Annotated in this window: 21 protein-coding genes and 1 other RNA gene; 15 read left to right on the forward strand and 7 right to left on the reverse strand. The window is 57.3% G+C overall.

Annotated elements, in window-relative coordinates:
• Positions 1-8 precede the first annotated feature (8 nt).
• Both B3759_RS06265 and B3759_RS06270 read left to right on the forward strand, forming a co-directional pair.
• Positions 9-971 carry an NrtR DNA-binding winged helix domain-containing protein gene (locus B3759_RS06265; RefSeq protein WP_291364717.1) on the forward strand — a complete coding sequence of 321 codons (963 nt, stop codon included), beginning with the start codon at positions 9-11 and terminating at the stop codon, positions 969-971.
• Between the two features lie 191 nt (positions 972-1,162).
• Complete coding sequence (locus B3759_RS06270) at positions 1,163-2,656, forward strand: FAD-binding protein (protein ID WP_291364719.1); 1,494 nt, start codon at positions 1,163-1,165, stop codon at positions 2,654-2,656.
• A 20-nt stretch (positions 2,657-2,676) separates the two neighbouring features.
• Here the strand turns inward: B3759_RS06270 and B3759_RS06275 are convergent, their stop codons facing one another.
• Positions 2,677-3,348 (reverse strand): thiamine phosphate synthase, encoded by a 672-nt coding sequence (locus B3759_RS06275; RefSeq protein ID WP_291364721.1) that lies wholly within the window; start codon positions 3,346-3,348, stop codon positions 2,677-2,679.
• A gap of 35 nt (positions 3,349-3,383) precedes the next feature.
• The gene (locus B3759_RS06280) at positions 3,384-3,836 is read right to left on the reverse strand and encodes a hypothetical protein (protein WP_291364723.1); all 453 of its coding nucleotides are present in this window, start codon (positions 3,834-3,836) and stop codon (positions 3,384-3,386) included.
• Between the two features lie 77 nt (positions 3,837-3,913).
• Between B3759_RS06280 and B3759_RS06285 the strand changes: the two genes are divergently transcribed.
• The 5 genes from B3759_RS06285 (at position 3,914) to B3759_RS06305 (ending at position 6,295) form a co-directional block, all read left to right on the forward strand.
• Positions 3,914-4,297, forward strand: a complete 384-nt coding sequence (locus B3759_RS06285; protein WP_291364725.1) for a hypothetical protein — start codon at positions 3,914-3,916, stop codon at positions 4,295-4,297.
• Positions 4,298-4,300: 3 nt separating this feature from the next.
• Positions 4,301-4,639 (forward strand): cell division protein ZapA, encoded by a 339-nt coding sequence (locus B3759_RS06290; RefSeq protein WP_010666544.1) that lies wholly within the window; start codon positions 4,301-4,303, stop codon positions 4,637-4,639.
• A 9-nt stretch (positions 4,640-4,648) separates the two neighbouring features.
• Positions 4,649-4,805: non-coding RNA, 6S RNA (gene ssrS / locus B3759_RS06295), on the forward strand.
• A 16-nt stretch (positions 4,806-4,821) separates the two neighbouring features.
• Positions 4,822-5,406 (forward strand): 5-formyltetrahydrofolate cyclo-ligase, encoded by a 585-nt coding sequence (locus B3759_RS06300; protein WP_291364727.1) that lies wholly within the window; start codon positions 4,822-4,824, stop codon positions 5,404-5,406.
• Between the two features lie 73 nt (positions 5,407-5,479).
• The gene (locus B3759_RS06305) at positions 5,480-6,295 is read left to right on the forward strand and encodes a TIGR00282 family metallophosphoesterase (RefSeq protein ID WP_291364729.1); all 816 of its coding nucleotides are present in this window, start codon (positions 5,480-5,482) and stop codon (positions 6,293-6,295) included.
• A gap of 26 nt (positions 6,296-6,321) precedes the next feature.
• Here B3759_RS06305 and B3759_RS06310 read toward each other — a convergent pair whose 3' ends face one another.
• Entirely contained in the window at positions 6,322-7,113 is a 792-nt protein-coding gene (locus B3759_RS06310; protein ID WP_291364731.1) for a hypothetical protein, read from the reverse strand.
• A gap of 265 nt (positions 7,114-7,378) precedes the next feature.
• Here B3759_RS06310 and B3759_RS06315 point away from each other — a divergent pair, with 265 nt between their 5' ends.
• On the forward strand, positions 7,379-9,076 hold the full coding sequence (locus B3759_RS06315; RefSeq protein WP_291364733.1) for an OprO/OprP family phosphate-selective porin: 1,698 nt from the start codon (positions 7,379-7,381) through the stop codon (positions 9,074-9,076).
• A 68-nt stretch (positions 9,077-9,144) separates the two neighbouring features.
• Positions 9,145-10,404, forward strand: coding sequence for an MFS transporter (locus B3759_RS06320; RefSeq protein ID WP_408736453.1), 1,260 nt, complete (start codon positions 9,145-9,147; stop codon positions 10,402-10,404).
• Between the two features lie 23 nt (positions 10,405-10,427).
• Here the strand turns inward: B3759_RS06320 and B3759_RS06325 are convergent, their stop codons facing one another.
• Positions 10,428-11,087: an HAD-IA family hydrolase gene (locus B3759_RS06325; RefSeq protein ID WP_291364735.1), complete on the reverse strand. Its 660-nt coding sequence runs from the start codon at positions 11,085-11,087 to the stop codon at positions 10,428-10,430.
• Positions 11,088-11,201: 114 nt separating this feature from the next.
• Between B3759_RS06325 and glmU the strand changes: the two genes are divergently transcribed.
• The 3 genes from glmU to B3759_RS06340 all read left to right on the forward strand — a co-directional run bounded on the left by glmU (position 11,202) and on the right by B3759_RS06340 (position 15,701).
• Entirely contained in the window at positions 11,202-12,557 is a 1,356-nt protein-coding gene (gene glmU / locus B3759_RS06330) for a bifunctional UDP-N-acetylglucosamine diphosphorylase/glucosamine-1-phosphate N-acetyltransferase GlmU (protein ID WP_291364737.1), read from the forward strand.
• A complete protein-coding gene (glmS, locus tag B3759_RS06335) occupies positions 12,557-14,383 on the forward strand; it encodes a glutamine--fructose-6-phosphate transaminase (isomerizing) (protein ID WP_291364739.1) in 1,827 nt (608 codons plus the stop codon). The genes glmU and glmS overlap by 1 nt, the downstream gene beginning before the upstream one ends.
• Before the next feature lie 352 nt (positions 14,384-14,735).
• On the forward strand, positions 14,736-15,701 hold the full coding sequence (locus B3759_RS06340) for a DMT family transporter (protein ID WP_291364741.1): 966 nt from the start codon (positions 14,736-14,738) through the stop codon (positions 15,699-15,701).
• Between the two features lie 206 nt (positions 15,702-15,907).
• On the opposite strand, the gene B3759_RS06345 is transcribed toward B3759_RS06340, so the two are convergent.
• Positions 15,908-16,645, reverse strand: a complete 738-nt coding sequence (locus B3759_RS06345; RefSeq protein ID WP_291364744.1) for a YfdX family protein — start codon at positions 16,643-16,645, stop codon at positions 15,908-15,910.
• Positions 16,646-16,816: 171 nt separating this feature from the next.
• Positions 16,817-17,605 (reverse strand): inositol monophosphatase family protein, encoded by a 789-nt coding sequence (locus B3759_RS06350; RefSeq protein WP_180952751.1) that lies wholly within the window; start codon positions 17,603-17,605, stop codon positions 16,817-16,819.
• 191 nt (positions 17,606-17,796) lie between these two features.
• Between B3759_RS06350 and B3759_RS06355 the strand changes: the two genes are divergently transcribed.
• Both B3759_RS06355 and B3759_RS06360 read left to right on the forward strand, forming a co-directional pair.
• Entirely contained in the window at positions 17,797-18,357 is a 561-nt protein-coding gene (locus tag B3759_RS06355; protein WP_291364748.1) for a VOC family protein, read from the forward strand.
• The gene (locus tag B3759_RS06360) at positions 18,357-18,875 is read left to right on the forward strand and encodes a cupin domain-containing protein (RefSeq protein ID WP_408736454.1); all 519 of its coding nucleotides are present in this window, start codon (positions 18,357-18,359) and stop codon (positions 18,873-18,875) included. The genes B3759_RS06355 and B3759_RS06360 overlap by 1 nt, the downstream gene beginning before the upstream one ends.
• Positions 18,876-18,932: 57 nt before the next feature.
• Here B3759_RS06360 and B3759_RS06365 read toward each other — a convergent pair whose 3' ends face one another.
• Positions 18,933-19,310 (reverse strand): VOC family protein, encoded by a 378-nt coding sequence (locus B3759_RS06365; protein ID WP_291364750.1) that lies wholly within the window; start codon positions 19,308-19,310, stop codon positions 18,933-18,935.
• Positions 19,311-19,478: 168 nt separating this feature from the next.
• Between B3759_RS06365 and B3759_RS06370 the strand changes: the two genes are divergently transcribed.
• Positions 19,479-20,177, forward strand: coding sequence for an HAD hydrolase-like protein (locus tag B3759_RS06370; RefSeq protein ID WP_291365000.1), 699 nt, complete (start codon positions 19,479-19,481; stop codon positions 20,175-20,177).
• Positions 20,178-20,229: the final 52 nt, after the last annotated feature.

Raw genomic sequence — 20,229 nt, forward strand, 5'->3', positions numbered from 1 at the left:
CGCCCAACATGACGGAGGGAACAAGGGTCATCATTGCTGCGGTGCCTGTTGCCTTGCAGGCAGGTGAGCCGTTTGTTCTGACGGATGGACAGGGAGGGCTGCCTCATGCGCAGTTTTTCGGCACAGAAGAGGCACAGATCCGTGAGACCCTTGAGGCGCTGATCGTGACCCGCAGACGTGTTTTTTCCGCCTGCGCCGAACAGTTGCCGACCAGAATGCAACGAGCGCCGGATGGCAGGAAAACCTTGGAGATTCCGTATCTTGTCACCACGCAGACTGGTGGAGACGCACGAGGTTGGTCATCCTGTTACGATTTTTTACCTTGGGAGGATCAGAGGAACCATCAGGGTGTCACGCTCAAAAACCGGCTTGGGGAATTTCTGCTCACACAGGTCTCTCCACCGACGACGTCCGAGCAGGTGGGAGCGCGTAAAAAAATATGCGTGCTTTTTGCGCTTGAAGGTGCTCGATGGCGCCCCGAACTGGCCGCTGAGCGTTGTAAAATGCTCATTGCGTCCGGATATCTGCCAGGCGACGGGCAGATGGATATGATGACGCTTGCAGGCAGCAGATTTTATAAATGGTTGGCGCAGGGATTGGGGCATCTCCGCAAACCACTCAAATCATTGTCCATGCCGGTGGAACTTATGCCAGAGCGCTTCACCATTCCGCAGTTTCAGGCCTCCATGGAAGGCGTTCTTGGTGAGGCGCTCGATAAACAGGCATTTCGCAGGAATGTTTCGAATTGCGGACTGATTGAAGAAGCTGGCGGCGTGAGTGACGAGATATTTGGTCGTCCCGCCAGATTGTTTCGATTCAAAAACGATGTGGCCATTGCCCGTACCGCCCAGAGCATGTCGTTGGTTCTGCCACTATCGGAAACACTGACTGAGACAGAAACGATCGAAAACCTGCTTTTTTCTCACAGGAAAAGAACAAAAAATCAGGATGAGGCCAGCGAGGAAAATTAGGCCTCAATCAATGGCTGATACAGTAACCCTTTACTGACTTTTCTCTGGGAAAAGGGAGGGCTGCCTTATTCATGAACCCGGCGGGAAAGGGCAGTCTGATTGCGCGGCAGGTTTTTCAGGCGGTGCAATGTCGGAAAGATGGATTTCGACTGGAACTATAAAAACCGGCACGGCAGAGAAAAGGATGTGGCATGGTTGCGGCTCATACCGTCAATCTTGAAAAACTGCGTGGACAGCCGCTGATTGTCGGTGCCGGAATTGCTGGAGTGCTTGTCGCTCTGCACATGAATGACGCGCCCTGCATCCTTATTGCGGGAAGAGAGCCTCAGGTCTCAGATACAGGCGCGGATAGTCTGTTTTCCCTGCTGAAAGAAACAGGCTCTTCAACGGAAAGGGCTGCCCGCACGCTCCGGGCAGGGAAGGGGCTGGCGCGGCTTGATGTCGTGCAGTGTGTCATGGGTCGAATGGATCAGGCTTTGGCTGGTCTCGCAAAGTTCGATTTCATTAGAACGCACGGATGGCCGGATACTGAAAGCGCTCTTTATGCCATCCTGTTCGGCATTCTTGCGAAACGAAAGAATGTCACGATCATCCCTGCGACGGCATTACGTCAGCTGGTTCTTGTAGAAGGCCATGTGCGGGGCGCAGTTCTTGCGACTGGTGACAGGACAGGCATTCTCGATACGAATGCGGTGATCATGGCGGGCAGCGGAGCGTGTGGTCTCTTTGGAGATGATCTCGGCTCATCCCATGGAACCGGTGCATGTATGGCGATCGCGGCGAGAGCTGGTGCGACATTGTGTGACATGGAGTTTGTCCGGTTCGATCCTTTTGCCCTGTCGATCGAAACTACAGGAAAAACGAGCTTCGCCGTTCCGCCGCTTTTATGGGAAGAGACCGTGTCTCTTCTGAATGAAAGCGGGCATCGGCTGGATGTGACAGGAAAAGATTCGGATGGTCTCGCCCGTCTCGTCCAACAGAACGAGGATGCGGGACACTCGGTTTTTCTCGATCTGAGCAAGCAGTTTTCTGGCCGGGGCGTGGTTACGGGCGATCATCTGGATCACTTTCTGAAACAGTGTGGAAGTGTCGGCCTTGATCCTCGTAAGGAAGCCTTGCCGGTAAAAGCTGCGGCGGCTTTCCATATTGGTGGAATCATGGCCGATATTGCTGGTCGAACTTCCATTGCGGGTCTGTGGGCCTGTGGCGAGTGTGCGAGCACGGGGCTTCATGGCGCATCAGCATTGCCGGGCAATGCTTTGCTGGAGATGATTGTCTGCAGCGAGATGGTCGCCAAAAGCGTGTTAAATGAAGCGAAAAACATGCAAATCGACGTGTCGATGATACCTCCAGACCTCTCTGTGCCTAACGGGGTCGCGGGAATGTTGCGACCGCTTGTAAAGATGGCGCTGGGGCCTGTGCGTGAAGGAGCATCCCTGCGGCAGGCGCTATTCCGCGTTTCCCGCTTGGCATCCTGCGACGATGCGGCGCTGGTGGCCCAAATGATGATGATTTCCGCATGTCAGAGGGAGGAAAGCAGGGGAGCGCACTTCCGTTCGGATTTCACGGCAGAGGCGAGCGTGGCCCATCATACGGACCTGTGCGAAAAATCGCTTGCGGCTATGGTGCGTTCCATCGCCTACAATGTGCATGATCTGAATACGATGGATCTACAGACGCACTGATAACGATGGATTGCCGTCCGTCAGCCTTCGGAATTTGCAGTGAACAAAGGCAGAAACTGTTCCGGCGTCTGCCAGACAGCATCGAAAGACTCACCCGCTGCAGTAATGCCCAGTGCGAGAAAATCCGCCGTTGCTGCAAGTGTCCGGAGTGTTTCAGGATGAGTGAGGCCGGTGGTTTCTGCCGCAGGGTTGTATGCCGCGACCACGGGCAGTTCCATCATTTCCCGCCACCACGTCAGAAGGGCGAGGCCTTCCGGCTCGGGCTCGACGCCAAACGGACCAAAAGCCACATAATCGGCACCTTTTTCACCTGCCAGCATCGCCAGATCCCGACTGAAATCACACGCGGCTCCAAGCTGGAAATTGTCCCCCAGTATCTTTCGTGCCGCAGCGACATCTTCCGCCCCAACATGGGCGCCATCACACCCTGTCTCGCGCACCAGTTCGGGGAAACCATCAAGCATCAACGCAGCGTCATGCCGATCCACGATCTGTCGGATATCGAGAATCGTCTGCTTCATTTTTTCGGGAGAAGTCTCTGCAAGTCTCAGCCGCACGGCGGCTACAGGGAGCACTGTCAGGGCATGGTCGAGCTGGCCAGCGAAGGAGGACGCTTCCAGCAAAGGAGGCGTGACAAGGTATCCCTCACAGGGTTCTGAGAATCGTCCCGTGTCGGGCTGCTTGCTGCTCATTTCAGTCTCCGGGAACGGGGTGTCTGTGAAGAGGCTTATTCCCCGGAAGGACATGCGATGCCAAGAGGGAAAGGCTGAATCCTGTCAGGTCGCTGAAAAAGAACCGTCGCACCGAGGGAGGCAGCCAGCATCTCCACAGCTTTTCTTTGCGGGGATTCAGGATCGAACACGATATGCTTCTGCCCCTGTGTCAGGGCTGACACGGCGCGACCTGCCTGACTGCCGCAATCGAGAATATCAACGAAGGGCAGGGAGATTGGGTTCTTCTCTTGAAGATCTCTGAATTGAGCCATCATGGTCATCCACCAGGGGACGCCCATGAAACCGGCTGCTCCCGGAGGAGAGAGGAGGATAACGTCTGAACATCCGCTCGCTTGTGCTACCCTGATCGCGTCACAGGCTTCTCGCAAAGAGGAAACAGGAAAGATGCAGCCGGGTTTGCTCTCATCGTTTCCTGTGGAAAGATGCTGGCGGATTTGCCGGATCATGCTTGACGTTCAATCCTTTGCGGGCGATTTCTAAACAAAATTGCAAAGATATACATAAGGCGGAGTCACGTGCGCATATGAGCGAGAACAAGCCGGACAACAATAGGCCTGTCGATCCTGTTTCACGACTTCGTTCCGCGCTGGACAGGATCGCCTTCGCACTTGAACACCGCAGGGAAGAAGCGCAGCCTTTTGTTCCTGAGACTGTGGTCGAGGGGCCGCAGCCTGATGTTCAGAAAGCGATAGCGACGCTTGATGCGCTGATGGTCGACGTCAAAAATATCCTCGGCGATCTGGCTCCGGCTCATCCACGGGAAGAGCCTGTTGAAACCTCGGCTGACTCCTCGCTGCATGAACCCTCTCATGGAGAGCGCGGTATGGTGGCGGATGAGCAGAACATACATGATGGCTGGAGCCATACTTCCGATCACGATGCGTCACAGCATGGCGAAGGACACTGATTCATGCCGCAGGTAACAGTCCGCATCAACGGGTATGCCTATCAGATCGGGTGCGAGCCTGGAGAGGAACGCCATCTCCTCGATATGGCGCAGGAAGTCAGCAAGCGGGTAGCCCGCGTCAGGGCGCTTGGCTTCAGCGGCGAGGCAAAGATCCTTGTTCTGGCGTCCCTTTTGATGGCCGACGAACTCTCGGATCTGACGGCTGAACTGATTTCCACCGAGGCCAGCAAGGCGATTGCGGCCGGTGAAGCGGCTGCAAGAGAAAACGCGCGGCTTATGGATGAACTTTCTTTATTGGCCGAACGTGCGGAAACCATTGCGGCGGCGCTTGAGGCGCACTAGATTATGTTTGTGGAGCTGCCCGGTGCGTCAGGCAATTCATCCCCTGGGCCGATAAGCACTTCCTCGGGAGCTGGCTCTGTCGTGATCTTGGTCATGGTATTCCGGCGCCCACCTGCACTAGCAGGTCCTGGAGGTTGTAAAGTCCAACGGCCAGGGTGGCCCCACACAGTTTTCCCGACTCCATGACAGGTTCTGGAGATCGCCCTGAAACGGCCAGCGACAAGCGCGCCATTCGTCTGGCGATGAAGGTAGCGCTCAAGCAGGCTGATCCATCCGCTTCCGCCATATTATGTGACCGGCTTTATGTCCGGCTTCGCACACATGCTCCCTCACGGATCGCCAGCGTGTGGCCGATGCCGGGCGAGGTCGATCTGCGCCCTCTCTCTCATCGGTTGCATGAGCAGGGTTGGCAGATTCTGATACCCGAGACGCCCCCAAAAGGATCGCCGCTGCTTTTTCGGCAATGGGATCCGAATTGTCCGATGCGGGAAGGGCGATTCGGAACCGTATGTCCGGATGGTCCAATTGATGTGCCGGATGTTGTGCTGGTGCCAATGCTGGCTTTTGATCGGCGCGGATACCGGCTTGGTTATGGCGGCGGCTATTACGACCGCACGCTCGCGGCTTTGCCCGATGCCTGCGCGATAGGCTATGCTTTTTCTGTACAGGAAGTGCCCCATATCCCGGTGGGGCCGTTTGATGTGCCGTTGCCAGTTATCGTCACCGAAAAAGAAGACATCATCCCTGCGGAGAACCTTCAGCCGTAAGAAGGCTGTCCGCGTTATTACATTCCCGTCCATCAGCGTTATGGAAGCCGGAGATTATTGTGAGAGTCATGTCGTGAGAATTCTGTTTCTGGGAGATATTGTCGGGCGGAGCGGCCGCGATGGTGTGACGACACGCCTGCCGGAACTGCGTCGTCAGTTGTCTCTCGATCTGGTGATCGTCAACGCCGAGAACGCCAGTCACGGTTTTGGACTTTCGCCCGGAATTGCACGCGATCTGATGGGATGTGGCGTCGATGTCATCACGCTCGGCAATCACGCATGGGACCGTCGTGATCTTATCGGGGAAATCGACGGGATGCCTGCGGTTGTAAGGCCGCTGAACTTTCCTCCCGGCACGCCGGGACAGGGCAGCACGGTGGTCACGCTTGCTGATGGACGTAAGGCGCTTGTGGTCAATGTCATGGGGCGTCTGTTCATGGACCCACTTGATGATCCGTTTCGTCTGACGCTGGAACTGCTTGCCAAGCATCGCCTTGGTGTCACGGTACAGGCAGCTGTTGTTGACGTGCATGCGGAAGCCAGCAGTGAGAAATGGGCGCTCGGCCATGTGCTGGACGGCAAGGTCTCGTTGGTGGTGGGCACGCATACGCATACCCCGACCGCTGACCACCGTATTCTCACAGCAGGAACAGCGTTTCAGAGCGATGCGGGGATGTGCGGTGATTATGACAGCGTCATCGGCATGCAGAAAGAGGCAGCCGTTGCGCGCTTTGTCCGCAAGATGCCGGGGGAGCGTCTGCAACCCGCGGAAGGAGAGGCTACGATCTGCGGTCTGATGGTCGAGACAGATGATGTGACTGGTCTCGCCCGCAGGGTAGCCCCCTTGAGGCAGGGCGGTATGCTATCGGGAGCAATGCCGGATTTCTAATTCGGTCTGCTCCCGTTTCGGATTTCTTACTTGCCTTTGACAATGCCCAGACGTAGCGAAGGATCACCCGTGAAGGTTGATGCACCGGTGTGGGAAAGTTTCAGTCCGGTATCGAGCCAGACTTCCCCACCCAGATCACGCCAGCGTTTGCAGAAGGTGAAGTCCTCGCTGAGATAAGTGCCGGTTTCAGGGTCGATCATGCAATCGAAGAGGGCATAGGCGTCTGTCTCAACGGCGGATGAATTGTCCTGTCCAACCGGTGCGTCGATCCGTTTGTAACGCGTTTCTGGATAGGCTTCGATCATACGCTGCACGACCTGTCGGGAAATCAGCATGAAGCCTGTTCCAGCGTAACCCGCCTTGACCAGCCCCGCATCCGTGCCGTCGCCGGGGTGCTGTTCATGGAGCGAGGCGCTTTCACCGACATAGCGCAGGGATGCTGTTTCCGTTGGCTCGCCTCTCTTGGTGAGAACATTCGTCAACGAATCCCAGTAGCGATCCTTGAGGGGATACAGCCCGGCGACGAGATCCTTTCCGGCAGCGACAAGACGTGGCACGGCATCCGGTGCGAAACCGATATCGCTATCCACAAAAAGAATGTGCGACGCGTCGCTTTGGGTGAAGAACTGATGCAGCAACGTATTGCGCGAACGTGTGATTAGAGCATCATTTCCCACGAGGGAAAGAGTCAGCTCGATCCCATGATGCTGCGCCATGGCCATGCAGCCGATGATGGACTGCATGTAAGTCTGCGTGACCAGTCCACCGAAACAGGGAGTGGCGATGAAAACGTGAGGGGAAGTATGGGAAACGTGCACTCATCCGACCTTGATCTGTTCGGATCAGATTACCTTCAGGATATTGCAGATCGTTTAATGTGCTCGATAATATTTTGGTAATTTCTTTTTATATTGAGTAACTTTTTCAATTCAGTTTCATGAAGGATATGCAGCAGGTCATTTCTCAAAAAACGGTGACTATATTGCCTCCATTGAGGAGAGGTGGAAAAGGCTCTCTTGGACTGCCATATAATTCGTTTCAGTTCGTTATCATCTTTTGGCAGTGAGTTCTGGTCATGAGGCAATGTCAGCGAAAATAAAAATTCAGGATGGGCGGGATGTTCCTGGAAATCCTCTCGCAAGACGAAGAGTAACGAGTGCTTTTCTTGCTGATATCCTGACAGCCGCATGCCCGATCCTGTGGAGTGGAGCCTTTCTGTTCTCCTCTCAGGCACAGGCGGAAACTACCGATCCGGATATCATTGCGCTCCGTCGGGAAGTCGCTGAAATGCGGGCGGAGCTGAGAAAGATGCGTCGCGTCATTACCAGCACGCATCCTGCTGTTTCCCAGCGTCATGGCGTTTCTTCCGCATCGCATGCTCATGACTGGAACGGTGTTCCTGAACCGGGAATACGTTTCGCTGCGGCAAGGGAAGCACCCGTCTTCGCTGGGCCGCCTGACATCAGGAGAACGCCCCCCGATTCGGGGATTGTGTCGTCATGGAAGGACTTCAAGGCGGCGACGGCACGGTCTGAAGTCGTTCAGGTCGGAGGGATGAAGGTTGGCTTCCCCAATGGTCGCCCTACCATTGCGACGCAAGATGGCCGGTACGCCTTCTCGACCGGTCTGGGGTTTCAGGAAGATTTTGGCGGCTATCTCGGGATGGCTCCTAGAGGAGGAGAACCAAAGGGGCGCTTTCCCGGTTTTACGGAGAACGCACGGCGGATGCGTCTCTTCCTCACCTTTCGCTACAAGGACTGGGTGGCGAATGTGACGCCGGATTTCGGTTCGGGCGTGGCGGATGGCAAACTCGGAATATACGAAGCCAACCTCAATTACGCCGGTCTGCGCAACACGGAACTGACCGTGGGATACTACGAACCGCGTGAATCGGAAGAAAGCGCCGAGCGTTCAGGTGGTCTGACGCTGCTGGAACGTCCTTCGGTCATCGACATCGTGCGTAATATCGCGGCGAATGCCTGGCGATTCAGTGTCGGAGGCCTGCATTACGAGAAACAATGGTTCGTGAGCGCTTGGTTTACCGGGCAGCAGTTCGGCGACAGGAGCACTGACGCCACCATCAGCGACAGCCAGACGGGGGCGGTCGCCCGCGTTGTCGGTCGCCCTTATGTCAGCCGGGATGTGGACGTCATGGTTGGCGTCGGCACATCTGACAGCTTCAAGAGGAACGAGAGTGCGTCGGGACGCGTGTTCAAGATGTCGCCGCCGACAGGCAACGTGCCGCTGTCGCAGGACCACCTGCTGACCGCCAGCATCCCGAACGCCAATTCTGTCTGGTCAGTTGGTCCGGAACTGGGGGTACGATGGAAACGGCTGCTGGTGAAAAGCGAATATTTCCATATCGGCGTCAACCGATCTCCGCTCGCGGGCCTTGCTCAGCCTTCTCTTGGGTTCGACGGATGGTATGTCACGGTAAGTTATACCCTGTTCGGTCACGCTCGCGCCTTCGACGTCAAGAGAGCCTCTTTCCTACCGCCCGGTATCACGGAAGATTTTGATCCGTTCCAGAATCACTGGGGAGCGATGGAACTGTCTGCCCGATGGGACGAAACCAATCTCAACGACCGTCCTGATGCACTGACGGGATTTCGGGGTGGTCGCTCCACAACATGGGAGAGCGCCGTAAACTGGTATCTGAGCCAGCATTTCCGTCTTACGCTGGATTATTCTCACTTCTCTGTCAGCCGCAACAGCCAGACCTTCAATATCCTCGGTCGGAGTGGCAATGCTCTTGCCGGGCGGGTGCAGGCTGCGTTCTAGGTCGTCGACCTGATCCGGATAAAACAGAAAAGAGTGGGGTTTCTGGCGGAACCCGCCGGAGAACGTACATGACCCGACAGGCGATGGCTCCTTCCTCAGGTTCCATAAGGGAAGGGGGATATGAATACGACCTGACAACCGCACGTCATGTCGTTGCCGCCTCCCTGCTCGCGTGGCTGCTCGATGCCTGTGATTTCTTTATTGTCCTCTTTACACTTGATGATGTTGCAAGAAGTTTTCACGTTCCGCTGGAAAGTGTCCTACTCGCGCCGACACTGACTCTGCTGACACGTCCTGTCGGCGCGTTTGTGTGTGGTCGTGCGGCTGACCGGTATGGCCGCAAGCCAGTGATGATCACGACCATCACTGTCTATTCCCTGATCGAGGTTCTTTCTGCTTTTTCCCCCAACCTGACGGTTTTCCTGATTTTGCGCGCCCTGTTCGGCATTGCGCTGGGTGGAGAATGGGGTGTGGGAACGTCCCTGATCATGGAAAGCGTTCCGCCGTCATGGCGGGGCGCTGCGTCCGGAATTCTTCAGGCCGGTTATCCTGCGGGCTACCTGCTCGCGTCTCTTGTTTTTCTGCTGCTACCCGTCATGGGCTGGCGCGGCCTGTTCATTCTGGGAGGCAGCGCGCTCGTCGCTGCGGTCTATATCTGGCTTCGCGTGCCCGAAAGTCCGGAATGGCTGCGAGCCAGACAGAAACAGACCTCCACCCGTGCGCCTGCGCTATGGCCGGTGATACGGGATAATGTGGGTCTGTGCCTGTTCGCCGTGGCCCTGATGACTGCATTTAACTTCATGAGTCATGGGTCACAGGATCTATATCCGAAGATATTTCTGGGGCTGGAACGCGGTCTTTCTCACCCCACCATCACGCTCGTTGTCGTGCTGTATAATATTGCCGCCATTGTGGGTGGGCTGTTTTTCGGGATGCTGTCCCAGAAGATTGGCCGCCAATACAGTATTGCGCTGGCGGCCCTGCTGACATTGCCGTTTCTGCCGGTCTGGGCGCTTTCCCATTCCGTTTTCTGGCTGGCGGTAGGAGCCGTGTGCGTACAGTTCTGCGTGCAGGGCGCGTGGGGCGTGGTGCCAGCCTATCTCAGCGAACTTTCGCCTGTGTCGGTCCGTGCCACATTCCCCGGTCTGGCCTATCAGTGCGGTAACCTGATCGCCGCCAGCAACGCGCTGCTCCAGACCAGAATGGCGTCCCTGTTCGGAAAAGGTCTGGCTCCTGTGCTGATGCTGACGGTCGGCGGCGCATCTCTTGTGGTTCTTACCCTCATCCTGCTGAACGCACGCCTGCATGGTCGTCAGACTTCGGCCTGACATGACCGCCGGAGGTGGTGGCTTCAGGAAACTTTCAGGAGCGTATCGGCGATGACCGGTATGTCCGAAATCCTGTCCGCTTCTGCCGTTGCGCCATCGGCATAGGCGGGGAGGCCATATCCCCAACGGGCAAAGATCGATTTTGCGCCCGCTCCACGCGCGGCCAGAATGTCATTGGCATGATCGCCAACCATGATTGAGCGGGCAGCCGTGCCATTGGTGAGCGCAATGGTGCCCAGAAGGTGCGCAGGATCGGGTTTGCGGACAGGGAAGGAATCTCCGCCACCGACGGCGGCGAACAGATCCATAATACCGAATGTCCGTAGAATATCGTTGGCGGCGGCAACGGGCTTGTTGGTGCAGACCGCCAGCGTCCAGCCCTCGCCGACAAGACGACGCAGCGTTTCTTCCGTGCCGGGAAACAGGCGGGATCGTTCCGTCACACGCGGCCCGTAAATTTCCATGAAGCGGTGAATCGCGGTCTGTCGGTCGATATCCTTTGTGTTCGCGTGATCAAGCGCCCGCTCGACCAGCTTGCCCACGCCGTCGCCAATCATGCTCCGAACGGCGTCCTGCGATGGGGCAGGAAGACCATATTCAGCCAGTAACAGTCCCACACAGTCCGAGAGATCAGGGAGTGAATCCACAAGCGTGCCGTCGAGGTCAAAAACCATCAGTCGCATGAAGTGCTGCTTTCTTCTTCACCGTGTTCGGAAAATGAGAGTAACGCGAAGTGAAACAGAAACATACCTCACGGGTTTGACAGTCTCCCGGCAGTGGCTTACCGCCAGAAAGCTATGACAAAATCGTCCGTAAACCGTTCTTCCACAGCCGTTCTCCTCGCAGCCGGTCTCGGCACGCGGATGCGCTCGTCACTGCCCAAGGCGCTTCAGCCGCTGGCGGGGCAACCCATGCTGAGCCACCTGATCGCCAGCGCGGCCAAGGTGTTTGACAGCGTCGTTGTCGTTATCGGTCCTGACATGGACGATCTTGCCCGTTGTGCCGCGCCCCATGCGACGGTGATCCAGCATGATCGCCTCGGCACGGCGCATGCAGCGCTTCAGGCGGAGGATCTGTTTGGTGACGGCGATGTGGCGGTTCTCTACGCTGATAACCCGCTCATCACGCCAGAGACGCTCCAGCGCATGCTCGACACGCGTCGCAGTGAAGCTGAACGGACAGACCTCGCTCTGCTGGCCATGCGTCCGGTCAATCCGGGTCGCTACGGTCGGGTGATCCTTAATCATGACGGCACGGTCGAAAAAATAGTCGAATGGGCTGATGCTTCAGAGGCCGAGCGTGCCGTTGATCTGTGCAATGCCGGTGTTTTCTGCGCCGATGCCGCCCGTTTCCGTGAGTGGCTGCACAAGGTCGGCAATGCGAACAGCAAAGGCGAATACTACCTGACCGATGTGGTCGGTATCGTCCGGGAGCAGGGTGGTATCATCCGCGCCGTCGAAGCGCCGGAAAGTGAACTGCTTGGCGTAAACTCCCGCGTCGAACTGGCGGACGCCGAGGCCACGGTTCAGCGCCGTCTGCGCCGTGAGGCGATGGAGCGGGGCGTGACACTGACCGCGCCGGAGACTGTATTCTTCTCGTTTGATACGGTGCTGGAGCCGGATGTCGTCGTGCAGCCGAACGTTGTTTTCGGACGTGGCGTGACAGTGCGTTCCGGCGCAGAGATCAAGGCGTTCAGCCATCTGGAGCAGTGCGAAGTCGGACCGAAATCGCTGGTTGGCCCTTATGCGCGACTGCGGCCCGGCACGACGCTGGGCGAGGGCTGTCACGTCGGCAACTTTGTCGAACTCAAGGCCACCACCATGGGTAACGGCGCGAAGGCCAATCATCTCACCTATCTCGGCGATGCAAGTATCGGTGCGGCCACCAATGTCGGAGCCGGGACGATCACCTGCAATTATGATGGCGTGTTCAAGCACCGCACGACCATCGGCGCGAACGCCTTTATCGGCTCCGATTCCATCCTCGTCGCACCTGTGAAGATTGGGGATGGCGCGCTGGTGGCGGCGGGAAGTGTCATCACCAGTGATGTGGAGCCGGACGCAATGGCGGTTGCGCGTGGGGTGCAGACAAATAAAACTGGATGGGCCGCACGCTTCCGTGCAGCGCTCCGGGCAAAGAAGGAACAGGGCTGATGTGCGGTATCTGTGGCGTCGTAGGACACAGACAGGCAACGCCGATCGTCTTTGAAGGTCTGCGGCGGCTGGAATATCGAGGCTATGACTCGGCTGGTATCGCCACACTGAACGCGGACGGCCATATCGAGCGCCGTCGTGCGGCAGGCAAGCTGGACAATCTTGGCAAGGTGCTGGAGCAGGCTCCGCTGCACGGCAAGACCGCCATCGGTCATACCCGTTGGGCCACGCATGGCGCGCCGACCGAGAACAACGCGCATCCGCATGGCACAGCGCGCGTGGCGATCGTGCATAACGGCATCATCGAGAATTTCGAGATCCTGCGGACCGAGCTTGAGGCCGAAGGCCAGAGCTTCGAGACCGAGACGGACAGCGAGACGATCGCCAAGCTGGTCGATCATTATCTCGGTGCCGGCCAGTCACCGCGTGAGGCCGCTTTTGCCGCGCTTCGTCGTCTGGAAGGCGCTTATGCCGTGGCGATGATCTTCGCCGAGCACGAAGGGCTGATGATCGGCGCGCGCCACGGCGCACCGCTTGCCGTAGGCTTTGGCGAGGGGGAAATGTTCCTCGGTTCTGACAGTCTCGCGCTGGCGCCGCTGACACGTCGTATCGCCTATCTCGATGATGGTGACTGCGTTGTCCTCAGTCGGGAAGGGGCCGAGTTCTTCGATCACTCAGGCGAGCGTGTCGAACGGACCATCCAGACGACGGCTCTCATTGCTGGTGCAGTCGGCAAGGACGGCTACCGTCATTACATGGAAAAGGAACTGCACGAGCACCCGCTGGTGATCGGGCAGACGCTTCAGCGCATGATCGACCCAGCCACCCGTAAGGTGGTGCTGCCGGAGATGCCGTTCGACCTCGCCAGTGTGCCGCGTGCCGTTATCACGGCCTGTGGTTCGGCGTTTTTCGCGGGTGTTGTCGGGCGTTACTGGCTGGAAGAAATCGCCCGTCTTCCGGTGGACATCGATGTCGCCAGCGAGATGCGCTACCGCAATCCGCCGCTGACGCCGGGTTCGCTTGGTATTCTGATCTCCCAGTCGGGCGAGACGGCGGACACTCTGGCTGCAATGCGCGGGCTGAAAAATGCCGGTCTGCCGATCCTCTCCGTCCTGAATGCCGAACACAGCAGCATGGCGCGTGAGAGTGATGTGGTGCTTGGCACGGTCGCGGGGCCGGAAATCTCCGTGGCTTCGACCAAGGCGTTCACAGCGCAGCTGACGGTACTGGCCTGCCTGACCATCGCGATTGCCCGCGCACGTGGGGAACTGGATGAGACGGGCGAAGAAGAACTGGTTTCTGCCCTGCTTGATCTGCCCAGCCGCGCTGCTGAGGTGTTCACCCATGACGACGCCATTCGCAAGATGGCGTCCGTGGTGGCCGAGGCGCGGGACGTGCTTTATCTCGGTCGAGGCAGCGCCTATCCGGTCGCGATGGAAGGTGCGCTGAAACTCAAGGAGATCTCCTACATTCACGCCGAAGCCTATGCCGCTGGCGAGATGAAGCACGGACCGATTTCCCTGATTGACCGTACAGTTCCCATTGTGGCCACGGTGCCGTCTGGCGTGCTGTTCGACAAAACCCTGTCCAATCTGCAGGAAGCAAAGGCTCGTGGCGGTCGTCTGCTGGCCTTTACTGATGAGGCCGGGGCAGACCGTTTGTCCGCCATCGCCGAACAGACGATTGCGCTGCCCAAGGTGCATCCGTTTGTCACGCCCATCATCCAGACGATCGGCGTCCAGATGCTGGCTTATGAAACGGCTCTCCTCAAAGGCACGGATGTGGATCAGCCCCGCAATCTGGCGAAGTCAGTTACGGTCGAATAAGGCCGACTATCGGGGAGCGGTCATGCTCCCCGATATAAAAAGACGCACAATAAATATATATTTTATGGTGGAGTGTATCTGACGCACGATTGCACGTTGGATTGATGCTATATTCAGTTTTCATATAAGTAATATAAAATTTTAGAGTTAATATTATTTGAAATGGCAGGCGGCTATCTTTGCCGGAGACCTGCGTATTTCGTAGTGCAGAAAAACACGGTGTAAATTTTTTTTTGTGTCGGCGGCATAATAGTGCGTGACGTTATATGGCGCGACGATTATACGCGGCTCCCTGTTTCAGATCTGCCCGACAGTTTTTCTCATTTCTCCAGCATACGGCGAACGAACTTCCATGACTCCGAGAGACCTTTTCACCGGAATGACGCTCGCGTTTGGAGCTTATGCGGCGTTCTCCATCAGCGACGCCTTTTCCAAACTGCTGGCTGGATCGCTGGACCCGTTTGAAGTCGCTTTTTCAGGCGGTATTTTCGGTTTCCTGATTCTGCCGTTCATCCGGCAGAAAGGGGAATCCTATCTCGATATCGTCCGTCCGCAGCTGTGGAAAATGTGGTTCCTCAGAGCGATCTGTGTGTTCGTCGCGACAGCGGCCAGTGTGGAAGCCTTCATGCTGCTGCCCATGCCTGAAGCATTGTCGCTGATGTTCCTGATGCCGCTGTTCGTGACGGTTATTTCTGTCGTTTTCCTGAAAGAAAAGGTCACGTTCTGGGCCTGGCTTGCGGTCATTCTGGGCTTTGTCGGGGTGCTGATCGTGCTGCGTCCCGGCTTCCGCGCCCTGCATTTCGGACATCTGTGCGCCCTGCTGGCAGCGTTTGCGAATGCGGGTAGCGTGATCGCCTACCGTCTTGCCGACCGTGAAAAGACCCGTCTGTCCCTGTTCGGTTCCAGTCTCATCGGACCGATTGTTGGAAATGGCATCCTGATGGGTGTGCATGCGACATGGCCTGCATCTGTCAAAGACTGGATCTTCCTGTTTGGCTACGGTTTTCTGGCGGCGCTTGGTCAGTTGCTGATGATGATGGCGACGGCGAAAGCTCCGGCAAACCGTGTGGCTCTGCCGCAATACAGCCAGATGGTCTGGGGTGTCGTGCTCAGTTACATCGTCTTTAAGGAGCCGCTGGATGGCTGGACCTTTGTCGGCATCACGGTGCTGATGTTTTCGGGCGTTCTGAACTGGATCCGTCAGCGTATCCGTTACGAGCGGATGGCCATGAGAGAGCGCAAGGAGCGTAAACTGGCCGCCAAGCGCGCCAACGAAATCGCGCGAGCCTCAGTGGTTACGTCGTCGAAGCGTTTTTGAGAGGAGAGTCAGGCGTCTGTATGATCTTCGAATACAGGCGTGTCGTTTTCTGGGCTTTGTCCTGCACTGCGCAGGGAACAGAGTCCACTTTGCCTGGATTGACCGAAGTAAACCGGAAAGCGGCAGCTTGGCTGCTCACGGAAATCAAGCATTAAAAAATTACTCCTGATCTCCACAGTGAATGATCAGGAGTAATCGTATCGGCCTTACTGGGCAGCTTTGGCTGCGGGCTGTGTCGCCGCCGGAGCTGCTGGTGCAGCAGAGGCAGCGGCAGGAGCGCCTGCGGGAGCAGCCTGCGCATCAAGCAGATCGTCTTCCACAAACACGAGGCCGTTCAGCGCCTGTGTCACTGCGTCAAGCGCGTCCTGCGGGTTATGGCCTTCCGTGAAGACCTGCGCACGGTTCACTGCGCCCTGCGTCTTGTTCAGCGGGGCCAGAGCCACGATGAAGTCCAGCTTGTCGTCAACAACCTGCATGGTCTCTGCGGCCTGAGGAGCCTTGCCAGCCTTGATCTGGCCGTTTGCGGCTGCGATAGCGGCTTTCTTCTCGGGAGCCAGAGTTTCTGTTTCCACGAATTCACCGCCGACCGGGATCCATACTTCCTGTGTGGTGGAAGGGGTGTGACCCGGTGCTGCCGGATGCTGAGGCGCCGGCGTCAGGGAAGCTTCAGCCGCAACAAACTTTTTGTCCGCTGTTGAAGCTGCTGTCAGGCTTTTATTCGCATCGTAGAGGAACGGGATGGCCTGATCCGTCTTGCCTGCAGCAAGCAGGTCATGGGCCTGAATCAGGTCACCGAAAGCGCGCTGACCGTCAGCGGAAAGATGCTTCAGGGAACGACCAGCCTTGTACTTCTCCCATGCGACATGCGCCGATGCTGCGTGAGCGAATGTCGGTGCTGTCGCCAGTCCGGCTGCCAGCATGAGAGAGAGTGCAATTTTCTTCATGTTTCAAACTCCTTGTCGTCATTCGAAAATGACATGGGCCGGAGGTTATCGTGCGGGCGTGCCGACGAGAACCCTGTTTGGGACATGAAAGGTAATAGTTTTGTAGCCATCGGTTACATGACGAATATCAAGACAGATCGCCGGATGGCATGACGCCACCCGGCTGCTACTTCAGACCAGCGGGATATTCACGGCCTTTGACAGTGTTTCTGCAATGCCCGGAGCGACGGCGAGAATGGTCGCGCCGCCGGTCAGACCACCGTCACGGAGAAAGGGAGAAACCTTTGCGCCTGCCTCTGCCAGAATGGGGAGAGCACCGGCGACATCCCAGAGATTGATAACGATTTCGATGTAGGCATCCAGTCGGCCGCAGGCCACATCGGTCAGCGCCAGCGCACCGGAACCTCCTGAGCGCGGCATCGCACCAGAGTCCAGAATGGCCCCGATCTTCTCCATGAAAACCGGTTTCGGCACCCGATTGCTCCAGCCCATCTCGATCATGGCGCTGCGCGTGTCGCTCACAGGTGACGCCTTGATGGGTTTGCCGTTCAGGAAAGCGCCCTTGCCGATCAGCCCGGTATAGGTCTCGCCAAGCGCAGGGGCGCAGACGATCCCGGCAACCGGACGGTCATCTTCCAGAAGGCCGAGCGAGACACACCAGCGATTACGTCCGCGTGCGAAATTGGAAGTGCCGTCGATGGGATCAACAACCCAGCGCAGGCTGCCGCTGCGTGTCGCGCCTTCTTCCTCGCCCTGAAATCCGTCGTCCGGAAAAAGAGCCGCCATACGCTTGGAGATGAATGCTTCAACCGCGCCATCTGCTTCCGTCAGCCAGTCCTGAGCGGATTTCTGCGTGCCCACCGGTCCGCCCGGAGGCGGTCTCATCGAAAGGGCCAGCCGTGCGGCATCATCCACAACGGCACGGGCCGCTTCAAAACGGCGTTCAATGGCAGCAGTCATGAGCATGTTTCCCGGCGCAGGCCGGTCTCCTGTCAGTCAGGATGACGATGCGTCACCCTTTCTTGAAACGGGACAAGAAATAGGCCGGAGAGAGGGCGTGCGTCGAGGGCGCCGGTTCCGGTCATCGGGTTTTATATGCAACTGACCGGCACAGGCTCCGTTGTTTTTACAGATAACCGGGAGGAGCAAGCATGAAAGAGGCTCAGGATCAGTCAGGTCTGCCGAGGGGGATTGATCATGTCGGCGTCACTGTTCCCGATATCGACGCGGCTCTTCATTTTCTGGAACAGGCCTTCGGAGCGGTTCCGCTTTATCGTAATGTGACGCCGGATCACCCGCAGGAAGGAAGCAGGGTTGAGAAGATCCTCGACCTTGTACCCGGAACGGTCGTGAAAGAAATGTGCATGGTGGCGCTGGGGCAGGGGCCTTGTATCGAGCTTTTTGAAATGCACGGGCCGGAGCAGCATGCCGCCCTGCGTCCCAGTGATTTCGGGCTTCAGCATTTCGCGGTCTATGTGGATGATATCGAAGCAGGATGCGCCCGTTTCACTGAAGCTGGTGGTGTCCTGATGACAGAACCGCAGAAGCAGCCTTCACTGGAAGAAGGGCCGGGCAATCTGTTCTGCTACGGAAAGACACCGTGGGGAATGATCGTGGAACTGCTCGCCACACCCAGTCGGGAGCGCTTCGATGCAGTGTCGCCGGAAAAACGCTACCAGCCCCCACGCAGGTCCTTGGAGGACGCAAAATAATGAAACGCAGCGCAATTTTTGTCGCTTTGGCGGGGCTTGTGAGTCTGTCGGGAGGAGCTCAGGCTGACGAGACACCGCCTCGCCCAACCATGTGGTACTGGCATAACTGGAGCGATCATAACGGCATCAGTCATATGACACGCTGCCCGATCCGTGATTTCGATCTGAAAACCATGTCGAAACCGGCGGGACCACAGTGGCAGAACCGGCTGAAGGAAGGTCCAGCTCAGGTAATCTTCACCGTGCAACCCGCGCACTGGAACGGAGCATGGCATCCGGACCCGAAGGTGCAGTGGATCATTCCGCTTAAAGGCTCATGGTATGTGACGGCCATGGATGGGCACAAGGTGGTCATGGGGCCGGGCGAAGTCTCGCTGGGTGAGGATCAACTCAGCCGTAAGGATCAGCAGGGCCGTATCGGGCATGATGCAGGAAATGTAGGGGATGGTCCCGTCGAACTGATGGTCATCCAGACAGATGAGACGCCGACCAGCGATCAACCCTGTCGTTTCAAATAAAAGTAGACCGTCTAACCGGTATCGGAAAATCCTCCGATACCGGTTGAAGAAACAGACTTACATGGAGTGCAGGGCGCACAGCTTGTTGCCGTCGGGATCGCGCAGATAGGCAAGATACATGTCGCCAGCGGGATTCTTGCGCACGCCCGGTGGGTCTTCGATCTGGGTGCCACCGTTCTCACCGCCAGCTTTCCACCATGCGTCGATTTTCTCCGGCGTCTCGATGGCGAAACCGATGGTCAAGCCGTTACCTGCGGTGGCGGGTTCACCGTTGAGCGGTTTGCCGATCACAAGGCGTTCGCCCTTGTGGATATAAACAAGGCGACCTTTCGGGTTCAGGGTTCCCGGTGTTCCACCGATTGCCGTGAAGATGGCGTCGTAGAATTTGCGTGATCTTTCGATGTCGTTACTGCCAAGCATGACGTGGCTGAACATAGGCGATCTCCAGAGTTTCTGATCGTGTCCGGGTCTGCCGTATCGAAAGCAGACCTGTCGGACACCATCCACGGTCCGGCACGCTACAGTCAGCCCGGACGATCCTACAAGAGTTCCTGTAGGAAACGCTGCATTGACGGCGGCCCGGATGCGTATTCAACTGCAACCATGACAGCGCATCCTCTCGCCGGTTCCTCGGTCCTTTTCGATCTTGATGGAACAATCATCGACTCCCGCGCAGGGATCATCGCAACAATCCGGAAAGTGATCCGTGAGCTTGGTCATGAACCTGATCTGGATCAGGATCTGACCTGGGTCGTGGGCCCACCGCTGCGAGATCTGATCGGAGAAGTTCTCCGTCATTATGGCGATGACCGGTGTGACGACGCGATGGCGTGTTACCGGCGGCATTACGAAGCTGAAGGCATGTTCCAGACACCGGTTTTTCCCGGAATGCGGGAGGCCATCGCGACCATCAAAGAGGCGGGCGCTACCCTCTATATTGCGACATCAAAACCCAAGGCGCTGGCCCGCGCCATTCTTGAACGTGCAGGGTTACTCGGAGAGTTCCGGGAAGTTTATGGCGCTCGACCGGATGACAGCGGTGCGGAAAAGCCGGAACTGATCGGCTCGGTTCTGTCGGACCACGGGATTGAAAAGCATCACGCCATCATGCTCGGTGATCGTCGGTTCGATATTTCCGGCGCGCATGCCAACGCCATCCGTGCAATTGGTATTGCGTGGGGATATGGCGGGGAAGGCGAACTGATCGAAGCGGGTGCTGAGGCCATCGCCGAGACGCCTTCCGAACTGCCGGACCTTGTTTCCAGACAGCTTCAGGCTGCCCTGAAGCATGTTCATGCCTGAAGAGCGGTTCCCAAGGGATTGACCAATCGGTCACCTCATTGGAAACAGTCGG

The organism is Acetobacter sp. UBA5411, from assembly GCF_002409645.1.
In the GTDB taxonomy this organism is placed as follows: Bacteria; Pseudomonadota; Alphaproteobacteria; order Acetobacterales; family Acetobacteraceae; genus Acetobacter.